15 protein-coding genes are annotated in these 16,937 nt (G+C 51.0%); 3 read left to right on the top strand and 12 right to left on the bottom strand.

From position 1 onward, the window contains the following. The coding region (locus tag ACJMM9_RS05940) for an NAD(P)/FAD-dependent oxidoreductase (protein ID WP_405324688.1) at positions 1 to 1,456 on the bottom strand (1,456 nt) is incomplete at its 3' end. A 30-nt stretch (positions 1,457 to 1,486) separates the two neighbouring features. Then, positions 1,487 to 1,939: a GtrA family protein gene (locus tag ACJMM9_RS05935; RefSeq protein WP_405324686.1), complete on the bottom strand. Its 453-nt coding sequence runs from the start codon at positions 1,937 to 1,939 to the stop codon at positions 1,487 to 1,489. A gap of 499 nt (positions 1,940 to 2,438) precedes the next feature. On the opposite strand from ACJMM9_RS05935, the gene ACJMM9_RS05930 reads away from it, so the two are divergent. Continuing rightward, complete coding sequence (locus ACJMM9_RS05930) at positions 2,439 to 3,524, top strand: acyltransferase family protein (RefSeq protein ID WP_405324684.1); 1,086 nt, start codon at positions 2,439 to 2,441, stop codon at positions 3,522 to 3,524. Here ACJMM9_RS05930 and ACJMM9_RS05925 read toward each other — a convergent pair. Beyond that, positions 3,496 to 4,782: a M18 family aminopeptidase gene (locus tag ACJMM9_RS05925; RefSeq protein ID WP_405324682.1), complete on the bottom strand. Its 1,287-nt coding sequence runs from the start codon at positions 4,780 to 4,782 to the stop codon at positions 3,496 to 3,498. The genes ACJMM9_RS05930 and ACJMM9_RS05925 overlap by 29 nt on opposite strands. A 66-nt stretch (positions 4,783 to 4,848) precedes the next feature. On the opposite strand from ACJMM9_RS05925, the gene ACJMM9_RS05920 reads away from it, so the two are divergent. Both ACJMM9_RS05920 and ACJMM9_RS05915 read left to right on the top strand, forming a co-directional pair. Continuing rightward, positions 4,849 to 5,859: an MlaD family protein gene (locus tag ACJMM9_RS05920; RefSeq protein ID WP_405324680.1), complete on the top strand. Its 1,011-nt coding sequence runs from the start codon at positions 4,849 to 4,851 to the stop codon at positions 5,857 to 5,859. After that, positions 5,853 to 6,629 (top strand): hypothetical protein, encoded by a 777-nt coding sequence (locus ACJMM9_RS05915; RefSeq protein WP_405324678.1) that lies wholly within the window; start codon positions 5,853 to 5,855, stop codon positions 6,627 to 6,629. Before ACJMM9_RS05920 ends, ACJMM9_RS05915 begins: the two co-directional genes overlap by 7 nt. Positions 6,630 to 6,762: 133 nt before the next feature. On the opposite strand, the gene ACJMM9_RS05910 is transcribed toward ACJMM9_RS05915, so the two are convergent. The 9 genes from ACJMM9_RS05910 to ACJMM9_RS05870 all read right to left on the bottom strand — a co-directional run bounded on the left by ACJMM9_RS05910 (position 6,763) and on the right by ACJMM9_RS05870 (position 16,854). Next, a complete protein-coding gene (locus ACJMM9_RS05910; protein ID WP_405324676.1) occupies positions 6,763 to 7,590 on the bottom strand; it encodes a hypothetical protein in 828 nt (275 codons plus the stop codon). A gap of 76 nt (positions 7,591 to 7,666) precedes the next feature. Beyond that, the gene (gene pyrF, locus ACJMM9_RS05905) at positions 7,667 to 8,539 is read right to left on the bottom strand and encodes an orotidine-5'-phosphate decarboxylase (RefSeq protein WP_405324674.1); all 873 of its coding nucleotides are present in this window, start codon (positions 8,537 to 8,539) and stop codon (positions 7,667 to 7,669) included. Beyond that, entirely contained in the window at positions 8,539 to 9,783 is a 1,245-nt protein-coding gene (locus ACJMM9_RS05900; RefSeq protein ID WP_405324672.1) for a TrmH family RNA methyltransferase, read from the bottom strand. The genes pyrF and ACJMM9_RS05900 overlap by 1 nt, the downstream gene beginning before the upstream one ends. After that, positions 9,780 to 11,648, bottom strand: coding sequence for a 1-deoxy-D-xylulose-5-phosphate synthase (gene dxs / locus ACJMM9_RS05895; protein WP_405324670.1), 1,869 nt, complete (start codon positions 11,646 to 11,648; stop codon positions 9,780 to 9,782). Before dxs ends, ACJMM9_RS05900 begins: the two co-directional genes overlap by 4 nt. Then, positions 11,649 to 12,536: a polyprenyl synthetase family protein gene (locus ACJMM9_RS05890; RefSeq protein WP_405324668.1), complete on the bottom strand. Its 888-nt coding sequence runs from the start codon at positions 12,534 to 12,536 to the stop codon at positions 11,649 to 11,651. Between the two features lie 46 nt (positions 12,537 to 12,582). Next, a complete protein-coding gene (locus tag ACJMM9_RS05885; RefSeq protein ID WP_405324667.1) occupies positions 12,583 to 14,208 on the bottom strand; it encodes a carboxypeptidase-like regulatory domain-containing protein in 1,626 nt (541 codons plus the stop codon). Continuing rightward, complete coding sequence (locus ACJMM9_RS05880) at positions 14,205 to 15,041, bottom strand: TIGR02147 family protein (RefSeq protein ID WP_088641290.1); 837 nt, start codon at positions 15,039 to 15,041, stop codon at positions 14,205 to 14,207. The genes ACJMM9_RS05885 and ACJMM9_RS05880 overlap by 4 nt, the downstream gene beginning before the upstream one ends. 143 nt (positions 15,042 to 15,184) lie before the next feature. Further along, a complete protein-coding gene (locus ACJMM9_RS05875; RefSeq protein WP_405324665.1) occupies positions 15,185 to 15,556 on the bottom strand; it encodes a hypothetical protein in 372 nt (123 codons plus the stop codon). A gap of 8 nt (positions 15,557 to 15,564) precedes the next feature. Beyond that, a complete protein-coding gene (locus ACJMM9_RS05870; RefSeq protein ID WP_303733216.1) occupies positions 15,565 to 16,854 on the bottom strand; it encodes a GGDEF domain-containing protein in 1,290 nt (429 codons plus the stop codon). Positions 16,855 to 16,937 lie beyond the last annotated feature (83 nt).

Genomic DNA, 16,937 nt, shown 5'->3' with positions numbered 1-16,937 from the left:
TCTTGTCGAACTCGCCGTAAGTACCGAAGTAGGCGGGATACGCCTTCTTGATGTGGAACACCACGGAATCGCGCACGTCTTCTGGCCTTGCCACGTCAATCTTGTCGAGTTCCTCTATCGCGAACTTGATGAAGTCCTTGTCGGGCATGCGCCACATGTCGTCGCCCTCGGTAGCGAAGTACTCTAGGCCAATCCACACCTTCTCGGGGTCGGCCACCAGGTAGGGGCTCCAGTTGTTAAAGATCTGGATGCGGCCGAGCTTCACGTCGGATTCCTGCACGTAGATCCAGTTGTCGGCCACGAACTTGAGCTTGCTTTCGGGAGTGCCGGGCTTCGCCGGATTCTTGATGAGCAGCTTGTCCAGGAGCAGGCCCACGGTGATGAAGTCACGGTACACGAGGCCATCGGCGACGCGCTTGACCTCGGCGGGCACGGGAGTCTTCTCGTTGTCCATCGCAGAGATCAGTTCCTTGACCGGCATGGTGCTGAGGAAGTAGTCGCAGGGGACCTTTTCGCGCAAGACAACGCCCGTAGAATCCATGCTCTCGACGACAGCGCTCTCGATGCGCATGCCATCGGCAGAACGGTTCACGCCCACGACCTTCGCATTCATGTTGATTTCACCGCCAAGTTCCTGCACCTTCTCGGCGACAGTTTCCCAGAGCTGGCCCGGGCCGAATTTCGGGTAGAGGAACTGCCCGATAAGGCTCGTCTCGGTATCCTTCTGGCGGATGTCCGCACCGTTCGCGGCACCAGCCTCGGCCTTCTTCTTGCCTGCAAAAATCTGCTTGAGCGCATGGATCACCGTCTTGGTAATCGACAATCCCTTGATGCGCTGTCCGCCCCAGTCGGGGCTGATCTTGCTGCACGGCACTCCCCACACCTTCTCGGTATAGTCGCGGAAGAACGTGCGGTAAAGCTCCACGCCAAAGCGGTTGATCATGAAATCTTCAAGACTATTTTCCTTGCGTGCAGGCAGCAACTGCACCTTGAGATAGCTGAGGCCGATTTTCATCATGCGCCAGAGTCCGAGATTGCGGATCGTGTCGCCATTCAGGCTCACCGGATAATCAAACAACTTGCGCAAGAAAAGGATTCGGGAAAGGCGGCTGCGGCAAAGCATCACGTAGTCCGTCAGCTCAGGATCAGGCCCCCCTTCTACAAGAGGAACCGTACGGCCAATCGCTATATCATCCTTGCTTGCAGATCCTTGCAGCGGGAGAATCCCCTGCCACCAGTCCATTACTGTATCGCTCTTGCTAAAAAAGCGGTGGCCACCAATATCCATTCGGTTGCCGTTGTATCGTGCCGTCCGCGAAATACCGCCAACAACATCTTCCGCTTCAAAAATCACAGGTTTCACATCTGTCGTACGCAAAAGTTCAAGCGCCGCAGTCAAACCCGCAGGGCCAGCACCAGCAATTACAGCAATTTTCGTAAAATTACGTTCTGTCATTATTTTATCCTTCCTACAATCCTAAAACTTTTAAACGGCTTTCCGTTCTCGAAAAAGCACCATCTTTCGGACTCCAAAATTCCACATCAAAACCAAGATGGCTGCTACAATTTTCGATTTCATCTCATTTGCATCCAGCATCCCCACCATCAAGAGCATCAGCAATTCATTGATTCCAACTCCAATAATTCCAACTATCGCAAATACACCAAATTCAACAGTTTTTCGGTCTTCAAGAACACGTTTGCATTCCGAAAAGACCCAAGCCACGCTCATGACGTAATTGATGATAAGCCCAGCAACCAGTCCAACCAAATTCGCAACCAAGTAATGCCAATTAAACTCGTAAAGGCAAAAAGCATATAGCAAGAAATCGACCACAAAGGCAAACCCGCCTGTCACCAAGTATCGCACGAACTGTCCAATCAAGGACGAACGTGGCATTTTTTTCCAGAGTTGTTCAATAAATGTTTCGTTTTGCATGGGTGCAATAATAACAATTGTTCTAAAACAAAGTTTTTATGTCTCATTTAAAAAGCTGCAATACAGTACTTTCATCAATCAACAAAGCAAGATCTTAATTATTCAGGCTCAATTTTTTAGAGCACCGCTCTCGTTCATGTTTATTTTTATTTACACATAAAGCAAACAACAATCTCAAACAAGTTCTTACATGTAAAGTATCATTTTACACAAATAATCAAAGCGTTTAAGATAATTTGTTGTTAAATTTATAAGCACAGCAGAACAACATGAAACCATTCAGACTTTTGCATCAAAAGAGGCAAAAACAACCAAGTCTTTAAATTCAGTCAAAAATGTCCCAGGACATTGATTAAAAAACAACTTACAAACTCCACACTCAATGCCAGGACATTCCGTCTTGGCATTTCTGTTGATATACGCGGAAATAATTAAACGGCTTCATGATTTTCACGGGAAAAGTCTATATTTTCACAAGTTACCTTCACAAAGATCCGCTATGAAGCCTAAAAGAATTGAATACATCGATGTCGCAAAATTTTTAGCCATGATCTTGGTCGTATTCGCGCATGGGACCAAAGAAAGCAACCTTGTCGCGTTTGCATTCGCGTTCCACCTGCCAGTGTTCTTCATCCTGAACGGAATGACGCTGAGGATTGAAAATCAAAAATTTGGCGATTTTCTCACGACCAAGCTTAGGCGTTACATCATCCCGATGTTCGGGCTTGGAATTTTGTGCGTCCTAGCGGATCTGTTCGTCAAATGGCTTCTGAACAACCCCATCCCGGATCATTTTCTGCTTATCGGCATCGCAAATGTCATCAATCAAATTCGATTGTTCGCCATCTGGTTCTTGCCGGCATTGTTTTTCACGGATATCATACTGTTCGGCTTTCACCGTTTAGCCAAGGGCAGGCTTTGGCTCATGGGAGTCTTGTCGCTATTACTTCTTGGCATCGGAATCATCTTCAACCAGTTTCACAACGTTCCTTTAGTCTGGAATTTTGACGCAGCACTCTTCGGGACAATTTTCACTTACATTGGCTTTGCGTTCCACCACCAAAAACTTTCGGGACTGTACAATTTCTTGACAAAGGTGCGGTTGCGGGCTCTTATCATGGGCATAGCCTTACTGACGGCGACTTACTTTATCAGTCAGTACAGTTATGAGTTAAACCACAAGCATCTCGAAATGTTCCATCGCGTGTACGTTCCATATTACATCACGCTTCCCAACGCAATTATCGGTTCTTTAGGATTTATCCTCATCTGCCGAGGAATCACAAATCCGATTTTGGCAAAACCGGTCGAGATGAACCTCGCGCTTCTGGCATTCCATCAAATACTCGCATTCCCCATCTTTAGGGTCAAGATATGTCCAGAATGGTGGGCAAGCGTTAGCAAGCTGCCCGCAAACGACCTGAAATACACTCTGTTCACCAGCGCGTTGACTCTGTTCTCTATAGCGCTGATCGCAGTCATTTACCTTGCAATAAAGTACTCCCCGCTAAGCGCCATTGTAAACCAGCCATTAGCGGGGTTCTACCGCAGAAACGCTAGCGGTAAAGAGCTTCCACGAGCTTAATCATATCGGCGTGGTCGCTTGCGGCCATCATCTCGCGGATGCTGTGCATGCTGAGCATGGGTTCGCCAATATCGACCGTCGGAATCCCGAGACTTGCAGAAACCGTCGGGCCGACCGTTGAACCGCATGGCATGTCGTTTCGCATGATGAACACCTGCAATGGGATTTTCGCCTTTTCACAAAGCAAGCGGAGCTGCGCAGAACTCATCAAATCGCTTGCATAACGTTTTTGTGAGTTTGTCTTAAGTACAATTCCCTTACCCAACAGAGGCGCGTGATTCGGTTCGTGTTTTTCCACGTAATTCGGATGCTCAGCATGCGCCATGTCAATGGAGAGGGCGATACTAGACGAAAGACGAGAGGCGAGAGACGAGTGTGACTCGTCATTCTGAGCGGAGCGGAGCGAAGTCGAAGAATCCAATACGCTCTTCAAGAAGTTGCTCGCGGCACCTTCGCGCGTGGTAGAGCCGACCTCTTCGTTATTGAAGAAGCATGCGACAAGGCAATCGCTTTCTGCCGACTTTGCACCAACAATCGCTTCAGCAATCGCATGGCAGCTGCTCAAGTTATCGAGCCTTCCCGAATAAATCCATTCGTCGTTAAAGCCGCCGCGATTTGCAGGCTGAGCATCAAATAATTGCACGTCAAAATCAATCAGGCGCGCTCCTTCCGGGAGTTCCTTTTCAAGAGCCTTCACAAACAAGTTCTTGCGATTTCCAGATGCGTTACTTTCCAAGGCGCCCGACCATAATGCATTAAAATCGATCTGCGGATTGACCTTGAGGCCGTCCTGGTTCACGCCACGGTTCAAGTGGACTGCCAACTGCGGAATCCTGAAAAGTTTATCACCGCAGAACAGTTTCGTCTTGAGCGTATTCGACTCGTCCGCATCTACGTACGCAAGCGCCCCCGCATAACCAAGGTCACGGTCAAGCCAGCTCGTGTAAAGCGGAGAACCGTAAACCTCCGTATGGAGCGTACACACGCCCGCATTCACGACATCTGGATTCGGGGAAATCTTGAGCGTCGGGAAGTCCGTATGCGCAAGTGCAATCCTAAATCGAGACGAATCGTTCCACGTCTTCGGCGTACGGAACGCAATCACAGAAGCTTCGCGGCACACGAAATAGGCTTTTGCAGGCTCAAGATTCACGCCCAGCTCAATTTCTGTAAAGGAATTGGCCTTAAAAAACGACTTCAAAGCGTCTACAGTATGGTACGGCGTCACGGCAGTATTCAAAAATTCAAAAAAATCCATATTTCCTCGAAAAAAAACAATTAAATTCAATTTGACAATATAATCTATTTATATTTCACGAAAGCAATGGCATTTCAAAAGATAAAACAGATTAACTGGATGGAGATGTCCGGCCTTTTGGTCGGCGTTATTAGCACTGTCGCCATCATGATTTTTTCGCTGGTGCTTTACCACTATCTTTACGACAAGACCAACGGTATCATCAAGGACGAGTACAAGCTTTACAGTACATTCGAAAAGGCGCTGGGCCTTAAAAAAGGAACGAACGTACAAATTAGCGGTGTCGATGTCGGACGAGTAACCAACGTGTCCATCAAGCAAGACGCTACGGGAGCCATATCCGATAGCGCACTAATGGAATTTACCATCGAGAAGAAATACCAGAACCTCATCACCGACAGCGCAAAAGCATTTGCCATCCGAGACCAGAACCTGATTTCGGCCCGCGTCATCAACATCGATATCAAAAAAAATAGAGGCCGCGTACTAGAAGACAGAGACACATTATCGGCAGGCAAGGCACAGGATATCGAAACCGTCATTGAAACGGCAAACGAGCTTTTGGGCCGCGTGAACCGCCTCGTGGACGCCGCCGACGAACTCGTGACAATGGCTCTTGATACAGGCACAACCATGGGTGCATTGTTCGGCTCCCGCGCCCTTTACGACAACCTGAACCGACAGCTTTACCGACTTGACGAAATCACGTACCTCGGCAAGAACGTGCTGAAGAAGACATCATTCCTGCTTGATACGATGAAGACCAACGTTCCGACGCTCATTAGCCGCGCAAACGAAGTCACAAACAACGTAGGCAATCTGCTCGAAGACTTCAAGCCGCTGCCGGGCCAGGTCACCTCGCTTTTGAACTCCATGGATTCTACCGTCGGACGAGTCGATAATCTTGTCACCGATTTCGGTACAGTCACGACCGGCCTGCAAGACTTCATGAACACGACAGAAAACACATTGCAGAGCGCTGACGACTTGATTAACGGCATGTCCAAGATGTGGCTTTTCAGAAGCAATATTCCAAAGCATGATTCCGTTCCCTTTGTCGTGGAGACTCTATGGTAACGAAATCTTTGAAAATCGCCCTTTGCATAGCGCTTAGCGGAATTTCCGCATTTGCCTCAGAATCGGCAACGCTCGCCGCCCGCGCACAGAAGTCGTTGAAGGCAGGCAAATTCGCCAAAGGGTACTCGCAGCTGGAACGTGCCCTTGTCGCAAGCCGCAAAGAAGCGGACGTACGATCCGAAGGCCGCATATTCATCGCCATGGGGCAAGTCCGCACCATGAGCCTGGACTTCGAACTTGCAGATTCATTGCTGTATTACGTACAAGCCGAAGATTTGGACCGTTCGACAAAAATCATGCTCGTGAAGGCGAAGGCCGCCTTAAAAAACGCAACCGAAAAGTACAGCGAAGCTGTTTCGCTTTGCGAGAGCGTTAGTGAAGATGAACTGGACAGACTCGACGACGAGCTGCAAGGTTCGTTCTATTCGGAATGCGCCATCGCCTACGCAGGTGTGCGCAACGAAAAGAAGGCCAAACAGGCCCTCAAGATGGTCGACAAACGCCTTGATGACGACACGGGAATCTACTACTGGACCGATGCCCGCCTGACCGACATGCTGAACCTGGGCGATGCAGACAAGATCTACCTCAAGGCGGAAAAAGAATCCGTCAAATCGAATACGCCCTACACAACAGCAAATATTCTCTACCACCGCGGCAAATACTTAAGCAAGTCCAACCCATCTGAATCACGCAAGCTGCTCGACCGCTGCAAAACAGCATTCGAGCTGATGGGATTGCCCAAGAATTCCAAAAGGTGCGGGGAATAATTTCTCGTCATCTTGAAGCTGGAAATCCACGAATAAAAGTCATCCTCGACCGTCAGGGAGGGGATCCATTATTTTTAATTACAAGATTTGACTGAACCCTTCGCGGAATTTATCCCGGACTCTGTTCCGGGACTCAGTGTGACGAATAAGCCGTTGTATCAGCTGCGGCAGTGGAGTCCGCAGGAGCAGGTTCTTCGACTTTTTTCATGGCGAGAAGGCGGTTGTAAACGACAACCGGCGGGATGCGGCCTTCAAGCATGCCATCGACAAGGTATTTGACTTTTTGATAATTTTCGTCCTTGTCGTAATTGGCAATCAAGCCCTTGTAACCGAGGAGCTTGAGGATTTTCGCATAAAAGCTTGCACGGAATTTCTTGAAACGTGGCTGCATCACGTCATTCAAAATTGTTTCAAGCGCAGTCTCGGTCTGCATGGAATCAAGTTCAAAGCTGCGGTAAATCGTGCGAACGTGATCGGGAATCGTTGTATCCGGGCTATCGAAATACTTGCGCATCACGTTGGCGGCTTCGGTCTTGTTGGGGAACGGGCCACGTGCGAGGCGGAGTGCAAAATAAAGCGAAAGGCGCCAGTTCTCGGGATAAACGCGAGTCGCACGGCGAAGTACAGAAAAATCAGAAGTGTCGGGAGCATCTACGGGAGTCACGCCACCGACAAAATAATACGGCGTGTAGAATAGCGAATCCAGGCTCGTCGAGAGTTCGGCGACGTGACCGAGATACGCATATTCCTTGCCGGTGAGGTAGCTTTCACCAAGTTCGGTGAGGCCCTTGATCCAGAAGAGTCCCGCTACCGATGCGTCATGCCCTGCAGCTACATAGCGAACAGACGAAGCCTTCGGCAAGAAGGACTCGTCAAAGTTCGTGCCAGGCAACGGCTTTGCGTAATGAAACGCAACCGCGATCACCGCAACGGCAACTATGAAGCTAAGGATATAACGCATAAATTAATTCGGAAAGCGGAATTCGGAGTTCGGAATTAGAAGATTCAATTCCTAATTCCGACTTCCTAATTCATAATTAAATTTGGCAGGCCTCTGCGAGCTTTTCGAGTGCATCGACGCAATCGTTCGCGTAGTTTGCCGGCGTATCGTTACGCTGCCATGCAAAGTTAAGGCCACTGCTCGAGTTGAGCACATGGAACTTGCGCTTGCCGCCACCGTTTTGGATAGCCTTGAGAACCGTCTTGGCATCGCCGCCCTGACCGCCCGGTACGCCCGGAATGGACACGCCCGGAATAAGGAACGGGATTTCGTACTTTTTCTCTTGAGACATGTAACGCGTGATGTTTTCGAGTTCGCCCGGATTGGTCGCACCGACAACAGCACCGAGGTAACCCTTGCCTGCGTCCCATTCCACAATCTTGTCTGCAACGGAGTAGAAAGCTTCTGCGGCGTCGCGAATCGGCAGATCCTGGAAGTCGTGAGCACCCTTGTTGCTTGTGCGGAGGAGAACGTAAGCACCGTTTTCGCTCTGTTCGCGAATGAACGGACCGACGGAATCGGCACCCATCCACGGAGAGACGGTCACGGCATCTGCACGGTAAACATCGTAAGCGGCGTTCGCGTAGGCGGCACTGGACTTGCCAATGTCACCGCGCTTTGCATCCAAGATAACCGGGATGCCTGCGCTTCTGTAATCGGCAATGAGCTGCTGCAAAACGAGCATCGACTGCACGCTCACGCATTCGTAATAAGCGCTGTTCGGCTTTACGACGGCGGGCTGCACATTACGCTTGAGGCAGCATTCCAGAATGTCGGAATAGAAGCGCTTGATGCGGTCTTCGGGAGTGCCTTCGAGCGGGATAAGCTTGAGCACAGGGTCCATGCCCATGCACACCGGGTTGCCGCACTTTGCAATACGCTGTTCAAGGCGATCGTAAAAGCACGTCATTACTTCAATTCCTCCTGAATCTGGGCGGCTTCGTAAGAGAGAATGCCGTGTGCGACAGCCACATTCAGAGATTCAAGTTCACTGCTCATCGGGATCTTCACCGTTTCGTCGGCGAGTTCGATGAAGTACGGGTTCGTGCCAGCACCTTCGTTACCCACGAGGAATGCCATCTTGCGGAGCTTGTGCGGAGCGATTTCGCGGAGGGACTGCTTAGCGTGCAAATCCGTTGCGATGATGGTATAGCCCTTGCTGCGCAAGAAGTTGATCTGGTCCACGAGATCCACGTCAAATTCAAACGGAACGCGGAGGAACGTACCCGAGGAACCGCGCACAACCTTCGGGTTGAACGGGCTCACGGTACCACGACCGAGAATCATGCCCGAAGAATTGAAACCGAGGCTCGTGCGGAAGAGCGTACCAAGGTTACCCGGATCCTGCACGGCGTCCACAAGCGTAAGTACGCTGCGGCTTGTTTCATAGACCGGCTTCTTGCTTGCGATGTTGCAGTAAGCGATAATGCCCTGCGTCGTCATCGTCGAAGAGAGGCGCTTCATCTGGTCTTCAGTAAGAGTGTGGAGCGTAATTTCAGCTTCGTTAATAGCTTCGATGAGTTCTTCGTTTTCGAAGCCTTCGACAACGTAAACAGAAATCACGAGTTCGCGGTGGTGCTTCACGAGTTCTTCGACAACGTGAACGCCTTCGCCAAGGAACTTGCCTTCGCGTTCGCGACCCTTTTCGGTCGTGCAAGCGATGAGGCGCTTGAACCACGGCGGTGTAGAGCCAGCATCTTCAACGGCTTCAATCTGAGCGGCGCGAGCTTCGAGTGCGGCTTCGTCCAAGTTCTCGTCAACGGCTTCCTTCTGTTCCGGACGCTGGCGGTAGACCGGGGCGTTCATAGCACCGCGCGGTCCGCGGTTGAACGGCTTGTCGCCAAAGCGGCGCGGACGACGGTCACGGTCAAAGCGGCCACCACGGCGTTCTTCACGGTTGAACGGACGGCCTTCGCGGTTTTCATCGCGGTTGTCGCGGTCGAAACGGCGTTCACCACGATCAAAGCGGCGGTCGCCGCGGTCACGGTCAAAACGACGGTCGCCACGATCCCCACGGAACGAGGGCTTGTCGCCAAAGGAACCGCGTTCGTCGTCGTTACGACGAGGGCGGCGTTCAGGAGCTTCACTGACTCCGAATTTACGATCCAGCGTGATTCTTACAGTACGCTTCGGTTTGTTTTCTTCTTCACTCATAGTTTTTCCATCAACTGTTTGGCGACGGATTCCCCGTCAATTTCTAAGATCTTGTAGAGAGCCTTGATTTCTCCCTGTTCAACGAATCTGTCCGGAAGACCAAACCGGTACAGCTTCTTGTCCGTATAGCCGAGATCGGACAAAAGTTCCGCAATGGCTGAACCATAGCCACCCACCTTCGTATTGTCTTCGAGCGTCACAATGACATTGTGGCTGTCAAACAGCGAACGGTAGCATTCCTGGTCGAGCGGCTTAATAAAACGGGCATCCACAAGCGTCGGGTTGTATCCGTTTTCACGAAGCACGGCGGCTGTTTTCTTGAGTTCATTTGTCATGAAGCCGGCGCCCAGAAGGAGTATGCCGGAGCCCTTCTCAAGAATCTTGGGGCTTTTATAGTCGAACGGTCCTTCCGAGGGGACGAGTTCTGCAGCAAGTGCAGTGCCTCTCGGGTAGCGGATTGCCACGACACCTTCCATATCGATCGCGGCAGTCAACATGTCGCGCAGTTCATTTTCGTTGGAGGGTGCCAAAATGGTCATTCCGGGAACAGTCCGCAAGAACGACAAGTCAAAGGCGCCATGATGCGTCGGACCGTCTGCACCGACAAGGCCGGCACGGTCGAGCACAAGCACCACATGCAAGTTCTGGAGTGCAATGTCGTGGATAATCTGGTCGTAGGCGCGCTGCATGAACGACGAGTAAATTGCGACCACAGGCACAACGCCATCGCAAGCCATGCCCGCCGCAAACGTCACGGCATGCTCTTCGGCAATGCCCACGTCAATCACGCGGTCCGGGAGTTCCTTCGCAACGATATCCATGCCGCAGCCCGTAGGCATTGCAGCCGTGATACCCATGATGCGCTTATCCTTGCGGGCAAGCTGCAAAAGCGTATTGCCAAACACGCTCGTAAGAGACGGGTTCGGATTGCCCGGAGCAAGCGGAAGCCCGCTTTCAGGGTCGAACGCCCCGCAACCGTGATACTTAGTCGGATTCTTTTCGGCAGCGTCAAAACCGCGGCCCTTTTCGGTCAGCACGTGAACAAGGCACGGGCCCTGCTGCTGCTTGACGCGTTCAAGAATCATCACAAGCTCATCGATGTCGTGACCATCAATCGGACCAAAGTAGCGGATGCCGAGGTCTTCAAAGAAGCGACCAGGCTTCACGGCGTTCTTCGCCGCATTCTCGACCTGCAAGAAGAGATCACGGAAACGAGAACCCAGAATGCCCGGCAAACGATTCATCAGGCGATCCAGGTCGGTACGCATCTTGTTGTAAACCGGGTCCGAAATCACGCGGTTCAGGTACTTGCTAAAGCCGCCGATATTCGGTGCGATACTCATCTTGTTATCGTTCAAGATGATGGTCATGTTCTGCTTGGAGGCGCCAACGTTATTGATCGCCTCGTAAGCCATACCGCCCGTCATGGAGCCATCCCCAATGACAGCGACCACGTTGTTTTTGCGGTTGAAATGGTCGCGGGCAACGGCAAAGCCAAGAGCCGCAGAAATAGACGTCGTGGCGTGGCCCGCCCCGAAGCAGTCGTAAACGCTTTCGTTCCTCTTGAGGAATCCGGAAATGCCTCCCTGCTGGCGCAAGGTATCGAATCGGTCATAGCGGCCGGTCAATAGCTTGTGCACGTACGCCTGGTGCCCCACGTCCCACACGATCTTGTCGTCAGGTGCGTTGAACACGTAGTGCAGCGCAAGAGTCAGTTCAACAACGCCAAGGCTCGATGCCAAGTGACCACCGTGCTTAGCCACTTGACCAATGATGGTCTCGCGGATCTGCGTAGCGAGGTGGTTCAGTTCCTCGACGGAACAGTGCTTCAAGTCCTGAGGCGACTTAACGTCTTTCAGTTCCATTTATTTCACTCGCGTGATGATGTATGCCGCTATAGAACGGAGGATGGAGGTATCACACTTGAGGCCATCCAGAGCCTTGATGGATTCCTCGTAGAGTTCCCTAGCGCGTTCCCTAGACTTTTCCAGTCCGACGATGGACGGGTAAGTAGCCTTGCCCTTTTCGATGTCAGAACCGGCGTCCTTGCCAAGCTCTTCGGTCGTAGAGACAATGTCCAGAATGTCATCCACAATCTGGAAGGCAAGCCCGATGGAGCGGCCATAGCTGCGGATGATTTCCATATCCTTTTCGCTTGCATCTGCAAGCATAGCACCCACGAGGAGGGCCGCTTCGATGAGGGCTGCCGTCTTGTGGTAGTGAATGTAATCGACAATTTCGAGATCGACCGTCTTGCCTTCGCATTCGATGTCGGTCATTTCGCCACCGATCATGCCGTAAGTGCCAAGCAAGTGAGCAAGGACTTCGATCGCCTTTGCGTTACCGGTCTTGCCCATCATCTCGAAGGCGTGGATGCAGAGGGCGTCGCCAGCCATCACGGCTGTAGCTTCGCCAAACTTCTTGTGGCTCGTGAGCTTTCCACGACGGTAGTCGTCGTTATCGACACACGGAAGGTCATCGTGGATAAGGCTGAACGTGTGGAGCATTTCGAGAGCGCTCGTTGCAAGCCAAATCTTGTCTCCCTTGCCGCCAAACATGTCGAACGTGGCCTTTGCAAGTCCCGGGCGCAAGCGCTTGCCGCCTGCAAACATGGAATAACGCATAGCCTCGTGCAAACGGCACGGACGGTCCTTTACTGGGGGGAGATGTTCATCAAACTTCGCCTCGGCATCCTTTGCGATGCGGGCGAGATATTCCTGAGCAATTTTTGCTTCTGATTCAATAGACTGCATGTGCACAAAGATACTTAATTCGAGGCGCACATAAAAGGGCTAATTTTTAGAAAAGAGCGCCATAGAGCACTATATCGTCCAGATAGAATTCTGTTCCATTTCTTACGAAGAAATGCAGCTGGCGGACATCGTCCTTGAGCGTATTCCATGCGATATAGCAGTTGCTTACATCCTGGGCGGTATAGCACAGGTCATCGAATTTCACGACGTAATGCGTCCACTTTTGCGAATTCAGGTCCTTCCATTCCGAGGCAGCCTTGAGCGAAAGCCCTGCGACTTCGGATTCACGGGTCCAGTTTTCAAGAGACACGCGAATCTGGCCCGAACCCTTGGCATCGAACGCAATGGAATCAAGCGTAGAGAGATTCCAGCCTTCATCGCGGAGGAACATGCCCGTCACGACCCAAGCGTAATAATTGTTCGAACCAATCAAGCTGTACTTGCCGTGGAACACTTTGGACTTGCGGTCCTTATCAGTTTCAAAGGACTTAGAGACAACCTTGGAACCAATGGAATCCACGCTAAAGTACCAGTTTGCAGTATCCTTTTCAAAATTCTGCAACACCATGGAGGGGTAGTCAAAGTCGGCAGAACCCTTTGAAGGAGCAATGCGCTTTGTTACATACAAGCTATCTTTAGTCGTAACAACATAGATATCGAGCGAATCGTTCGTCGGGAGCGTCGGGAGCGTAAACGTCCCTTCTTCGTTCGTCTTCGTCAAGACGTCGAGACCATAGACACCCACCCATGCATACTTTTCGCCAGCATGGAGCGTCACACGGCTCATGTAGTTCGCCGTTTCCTGGAGCTTGACCGTATCAAGCGCTGCAATCTGCTTTGCAGTAAGCACCTTAGAATAGGCAGCCCCCGACTGCATCACAGTGAGACGGTAATCGCCAGACTTCAAGGAATCAATGACAAAGAGGCCATCCTTGTCGGCATAAGCATCCGCTTCAGCAATGACGTTACTCACATGCAGAGAATCGACACGAGAATCCGCCTTGCGGATTGCAAGCGATGCAAACGGAACAACCTTGCCATCTGCCACAGCCACAAACTTAACCTTCCCGGCGTACGGATCCGGCTTTTCCGGCTGGAGATCAATCATTTCCGTTTCATTCGGCTTGAGCTTTATAGACAAGTTATCATAAACTGTATTGTCGTCACCGCGCAAGAAGTACACTTGCAACGAGTCGTTCGACGGCAGCTGCGAGAGCATAAAGTGTCCCGTCGAATCCGAGCGCACGAGCACGTCCATGCCACGCACACCGACCCAGACAAAGTCACAATCCTTCGGCATGTCAGCCAAGCCGCCAAGTACCGCAGTCGGCTCCAACTTCAAAGAATCTAAGTCCGCATCGTCATCCGAGGAATAAAGTCCAGTATAGGCAGAACCGCCATATACAATCGTCAAGCGGTAATCGCCCTTTGGCGCTTCAAATTCAAAATATCCATTAGCATCGGCATAGAAATCGGCGTTAACAATTTCATTTGTCGCACTGTCAACGGATGTCGTGTGGTCCACATTTCGAATAGCAATTCTTGCATACGAAGCCACACGGCCATCGCCAATGTAGGCGAATCCGCAAATGCCGTTCGTCGTCTCGCTGCCAGGGCCTCCCGTGCAGCTCCAAAGCATAAGAGCTGAAAATATGCAGGCTAGCCATTTCATTTTGACTTCTCCTGCAACTTCTTGATAAACGCCAACGGGAACAGCTGGACGTTGAGCTGGAATACCGTATCGTCACCCGCGCCATCCTGCGACATGCGCAGCAAGTCCGAACGGAACTCCTTGATTTTTTCGCGGATGAGCTGGATGTCGTTCATGTTGAACGTCATGGTGACGGTGCTAATGTCGCGGAGAGGAGGCGCATGTCTTTCAAGCGATTCACCCGCTAGGCGAATCGTCTCCTTCTGGAATGTCCGAACCGCTTCGGATCTCCAGTTGCCACCTGTACTCACAAACATGTCATTCACTTTCCAGTACCCGTCTTTACCCTCAGAGATCATATTCAGGTCATGCAAAAGCTTAATGGCATCCTTAGCCTGCTCAACCGTAATAGCCGGAGTGCAGCTTTCGGCAAGACCCTCATAATCATCTTTAAAATTACAAATACCGATTACAGAACGGATAGCGTTGTAGTACCAATGACGGTAAAATTCAAGCTCTTTTTTGGCAAGACGCTTCAAAGGGATGCCCTTTAGCGCCTGCATCTTTTCATAATGGTTCAAAGCTTCCTGGTCGCTCTTGGCGCGACCGAAATAAACAAGCTCCGACCAGTAGGCGGCTTCCTTTTCATCCAGCTCGAAGAATTCCGCCATCGGCTTGATGAAGTTCACGGCAAGGTGGATCTTGCCCTGAGAAATGCGAAGAAGGTTTCCTGGATCTGCACCGAGTTTCATTGCCATGTATCGCCAGGATATGACGGTCTTACGCTTCTTGAAATCTTCAAAAGCATCCCTAATCCATTCGCGATAATCAGTGTATTCAAATATCGGCTTCACAGAAAATCCTTACGTCAGACGGTTCCTCGCGCACTATGCGAATAACATATTAAACCCAATCCTCATTCCTTCACAAGACAGTGCGGGCGGTCTGAACCACTATAAAGATATCTATATACAGTTCAATAGGTTAGGGCAATCCGCTATCGTTCGTTGTGGAATTTTACAACGGATGCCGAACCATCAGTGCAAGTCGTCTGCCAGGAACATTCGGGTAAATCGCTAAAGCGCGTGTCGCCACAGAGGCCATTAAACACGAGAGCGCCCTTTTCATCTAGCTGGTAAAAGACTTCGTAAGAGATTTCGACGAGCTTGGAGGCAAGCACCACTGGATCGCGCATGACCTTCGACGTGATGTCAATCACACACTTGTCCTTATGTTCCGACGATTCTGCGGCTTCGTCTACAGGATTCCAATGGAGCTGGATCTGCTTGAAGCTATCCTCTTCCGGATGCTTGGAACAGGAGACAAGCCACAAGACCGAAGATACAAGAATAAGGCAAACGCGAACCATCGACGCCCCTAATGGCTACGCCTGAACGTCGCGACCGTCACGCGGTTTCGCCCGTTTTCCTTCGAAGAATAGAGAGCCTTGTCGGCACGGGCAATGAGGGACTTCGGGTCTTCACCCGGGACCATTTCGGTCACACCAAAGGAGCAAGTTACCTGCTGCTGCGTGATAAGCGTCGAAGCCTCGATCGCCTTGCGCAACTTCTCGGCGAGGAACGCCGCGTTCTGGATGCTAGTGTCATCGCTCAGGATTACAAATTCTTCGCCGCCCCAGCGCACGAGCGAGTCCGTATTGCGGATCATGCCCTGCACAAGCTTTGCGAGGTTCACGAGGACTTCGTCACCGACAAGATGTCCGTAAGTGTCGTTCACGTTCTTGAAATGGTCGATGTCGAAAATCATGAACGAGACAGGAGTTCCCGTACGGTTCAGCTTTTCCTGTTCACGGAGAAGCACACCGCTAAAGCCCGCACGGTTCAGGCAACCGGTCAGCGGATCTTCCTTGCTGGACTTTTCGTATTCGCTCTTTTCAATTTCGAGAGCGCGGAGGTTCCTCTTCAGCTCTTCCTGCTTCTTCCTATTGATAGCGCGTTCGCGGCTGTAGTCAAAGAACCTAATAATCAAGATGATAAGGAACGTGACAAACCAGAGAGCGACAAGCGTCGTCACGAGGTCCACCTGCGAAATCTTCTTGCCTTTAAAGCGAAGGCCCCTGATTTCCCAGCCGCCATAGCCAAGCGGAGCGTTCGTACCCGTCTGGATTTCAATAAGCGGGATGTTCGAAAGATCTACACGAGCCTTATGGACATTGATTTCGTTCTGGGAGACCCACCAGCCCGCCACACGGAATTCCTGCGGAACAAACACGGCCGGATACGGTTCCTTCGTCGGGGTAAATTCAATCTCGTTGAACTTGAGGGACGTTTCGTCGTTCTTGCGGTAAAGAGACTTGTCGTAACCGCGCATGTAAAGACGGATTGAGCCTTCATTGCGCGGCTTCAGCCACACGAAAACGCTATCGTAATTGGAGAGGTCGCGGCCCATGGTCTTGCCGTCACCAAGATAAATCTTGATCCCCACATACGGGTAGGCATAGCCTTCGCGGAGTTCATACTCGATAATGACGGAGCTATCGGTACGGGTCATCGAAATTGCCGAGGTTCCACCGTCAACGGAATCTGCACTCGCAACCACGTAGGGATACTCGCCGAGATTTATCTCCATGACATCGTCTAAGAAATGCCTATACGCAAACATGGCCACGGCAGTAATCACCAGAAGCACAATAATCAGGAAATTCATCCTGAAAAGGGCATAAACTTTTCTCATAACCTTTGAAGACATAATCACATATCCATTTTAGGCATCAGCTCGTTTCAAATATA

This window comes from Fibrobacter sp. (genome assembly GCF_045112255.1).
Taxonomy (GTDB): domain Bacteria; phylum Fibrobacterota; class Fibrobacteria; order Fibrobacterales; family Fibrobacteraceae; genus Fibrobacter.
The sequence above is the reverse complement of the archived record's forward strand: the minus strand, read 5'-3'. Positions and strand labels throughout refer to the sequence as shown.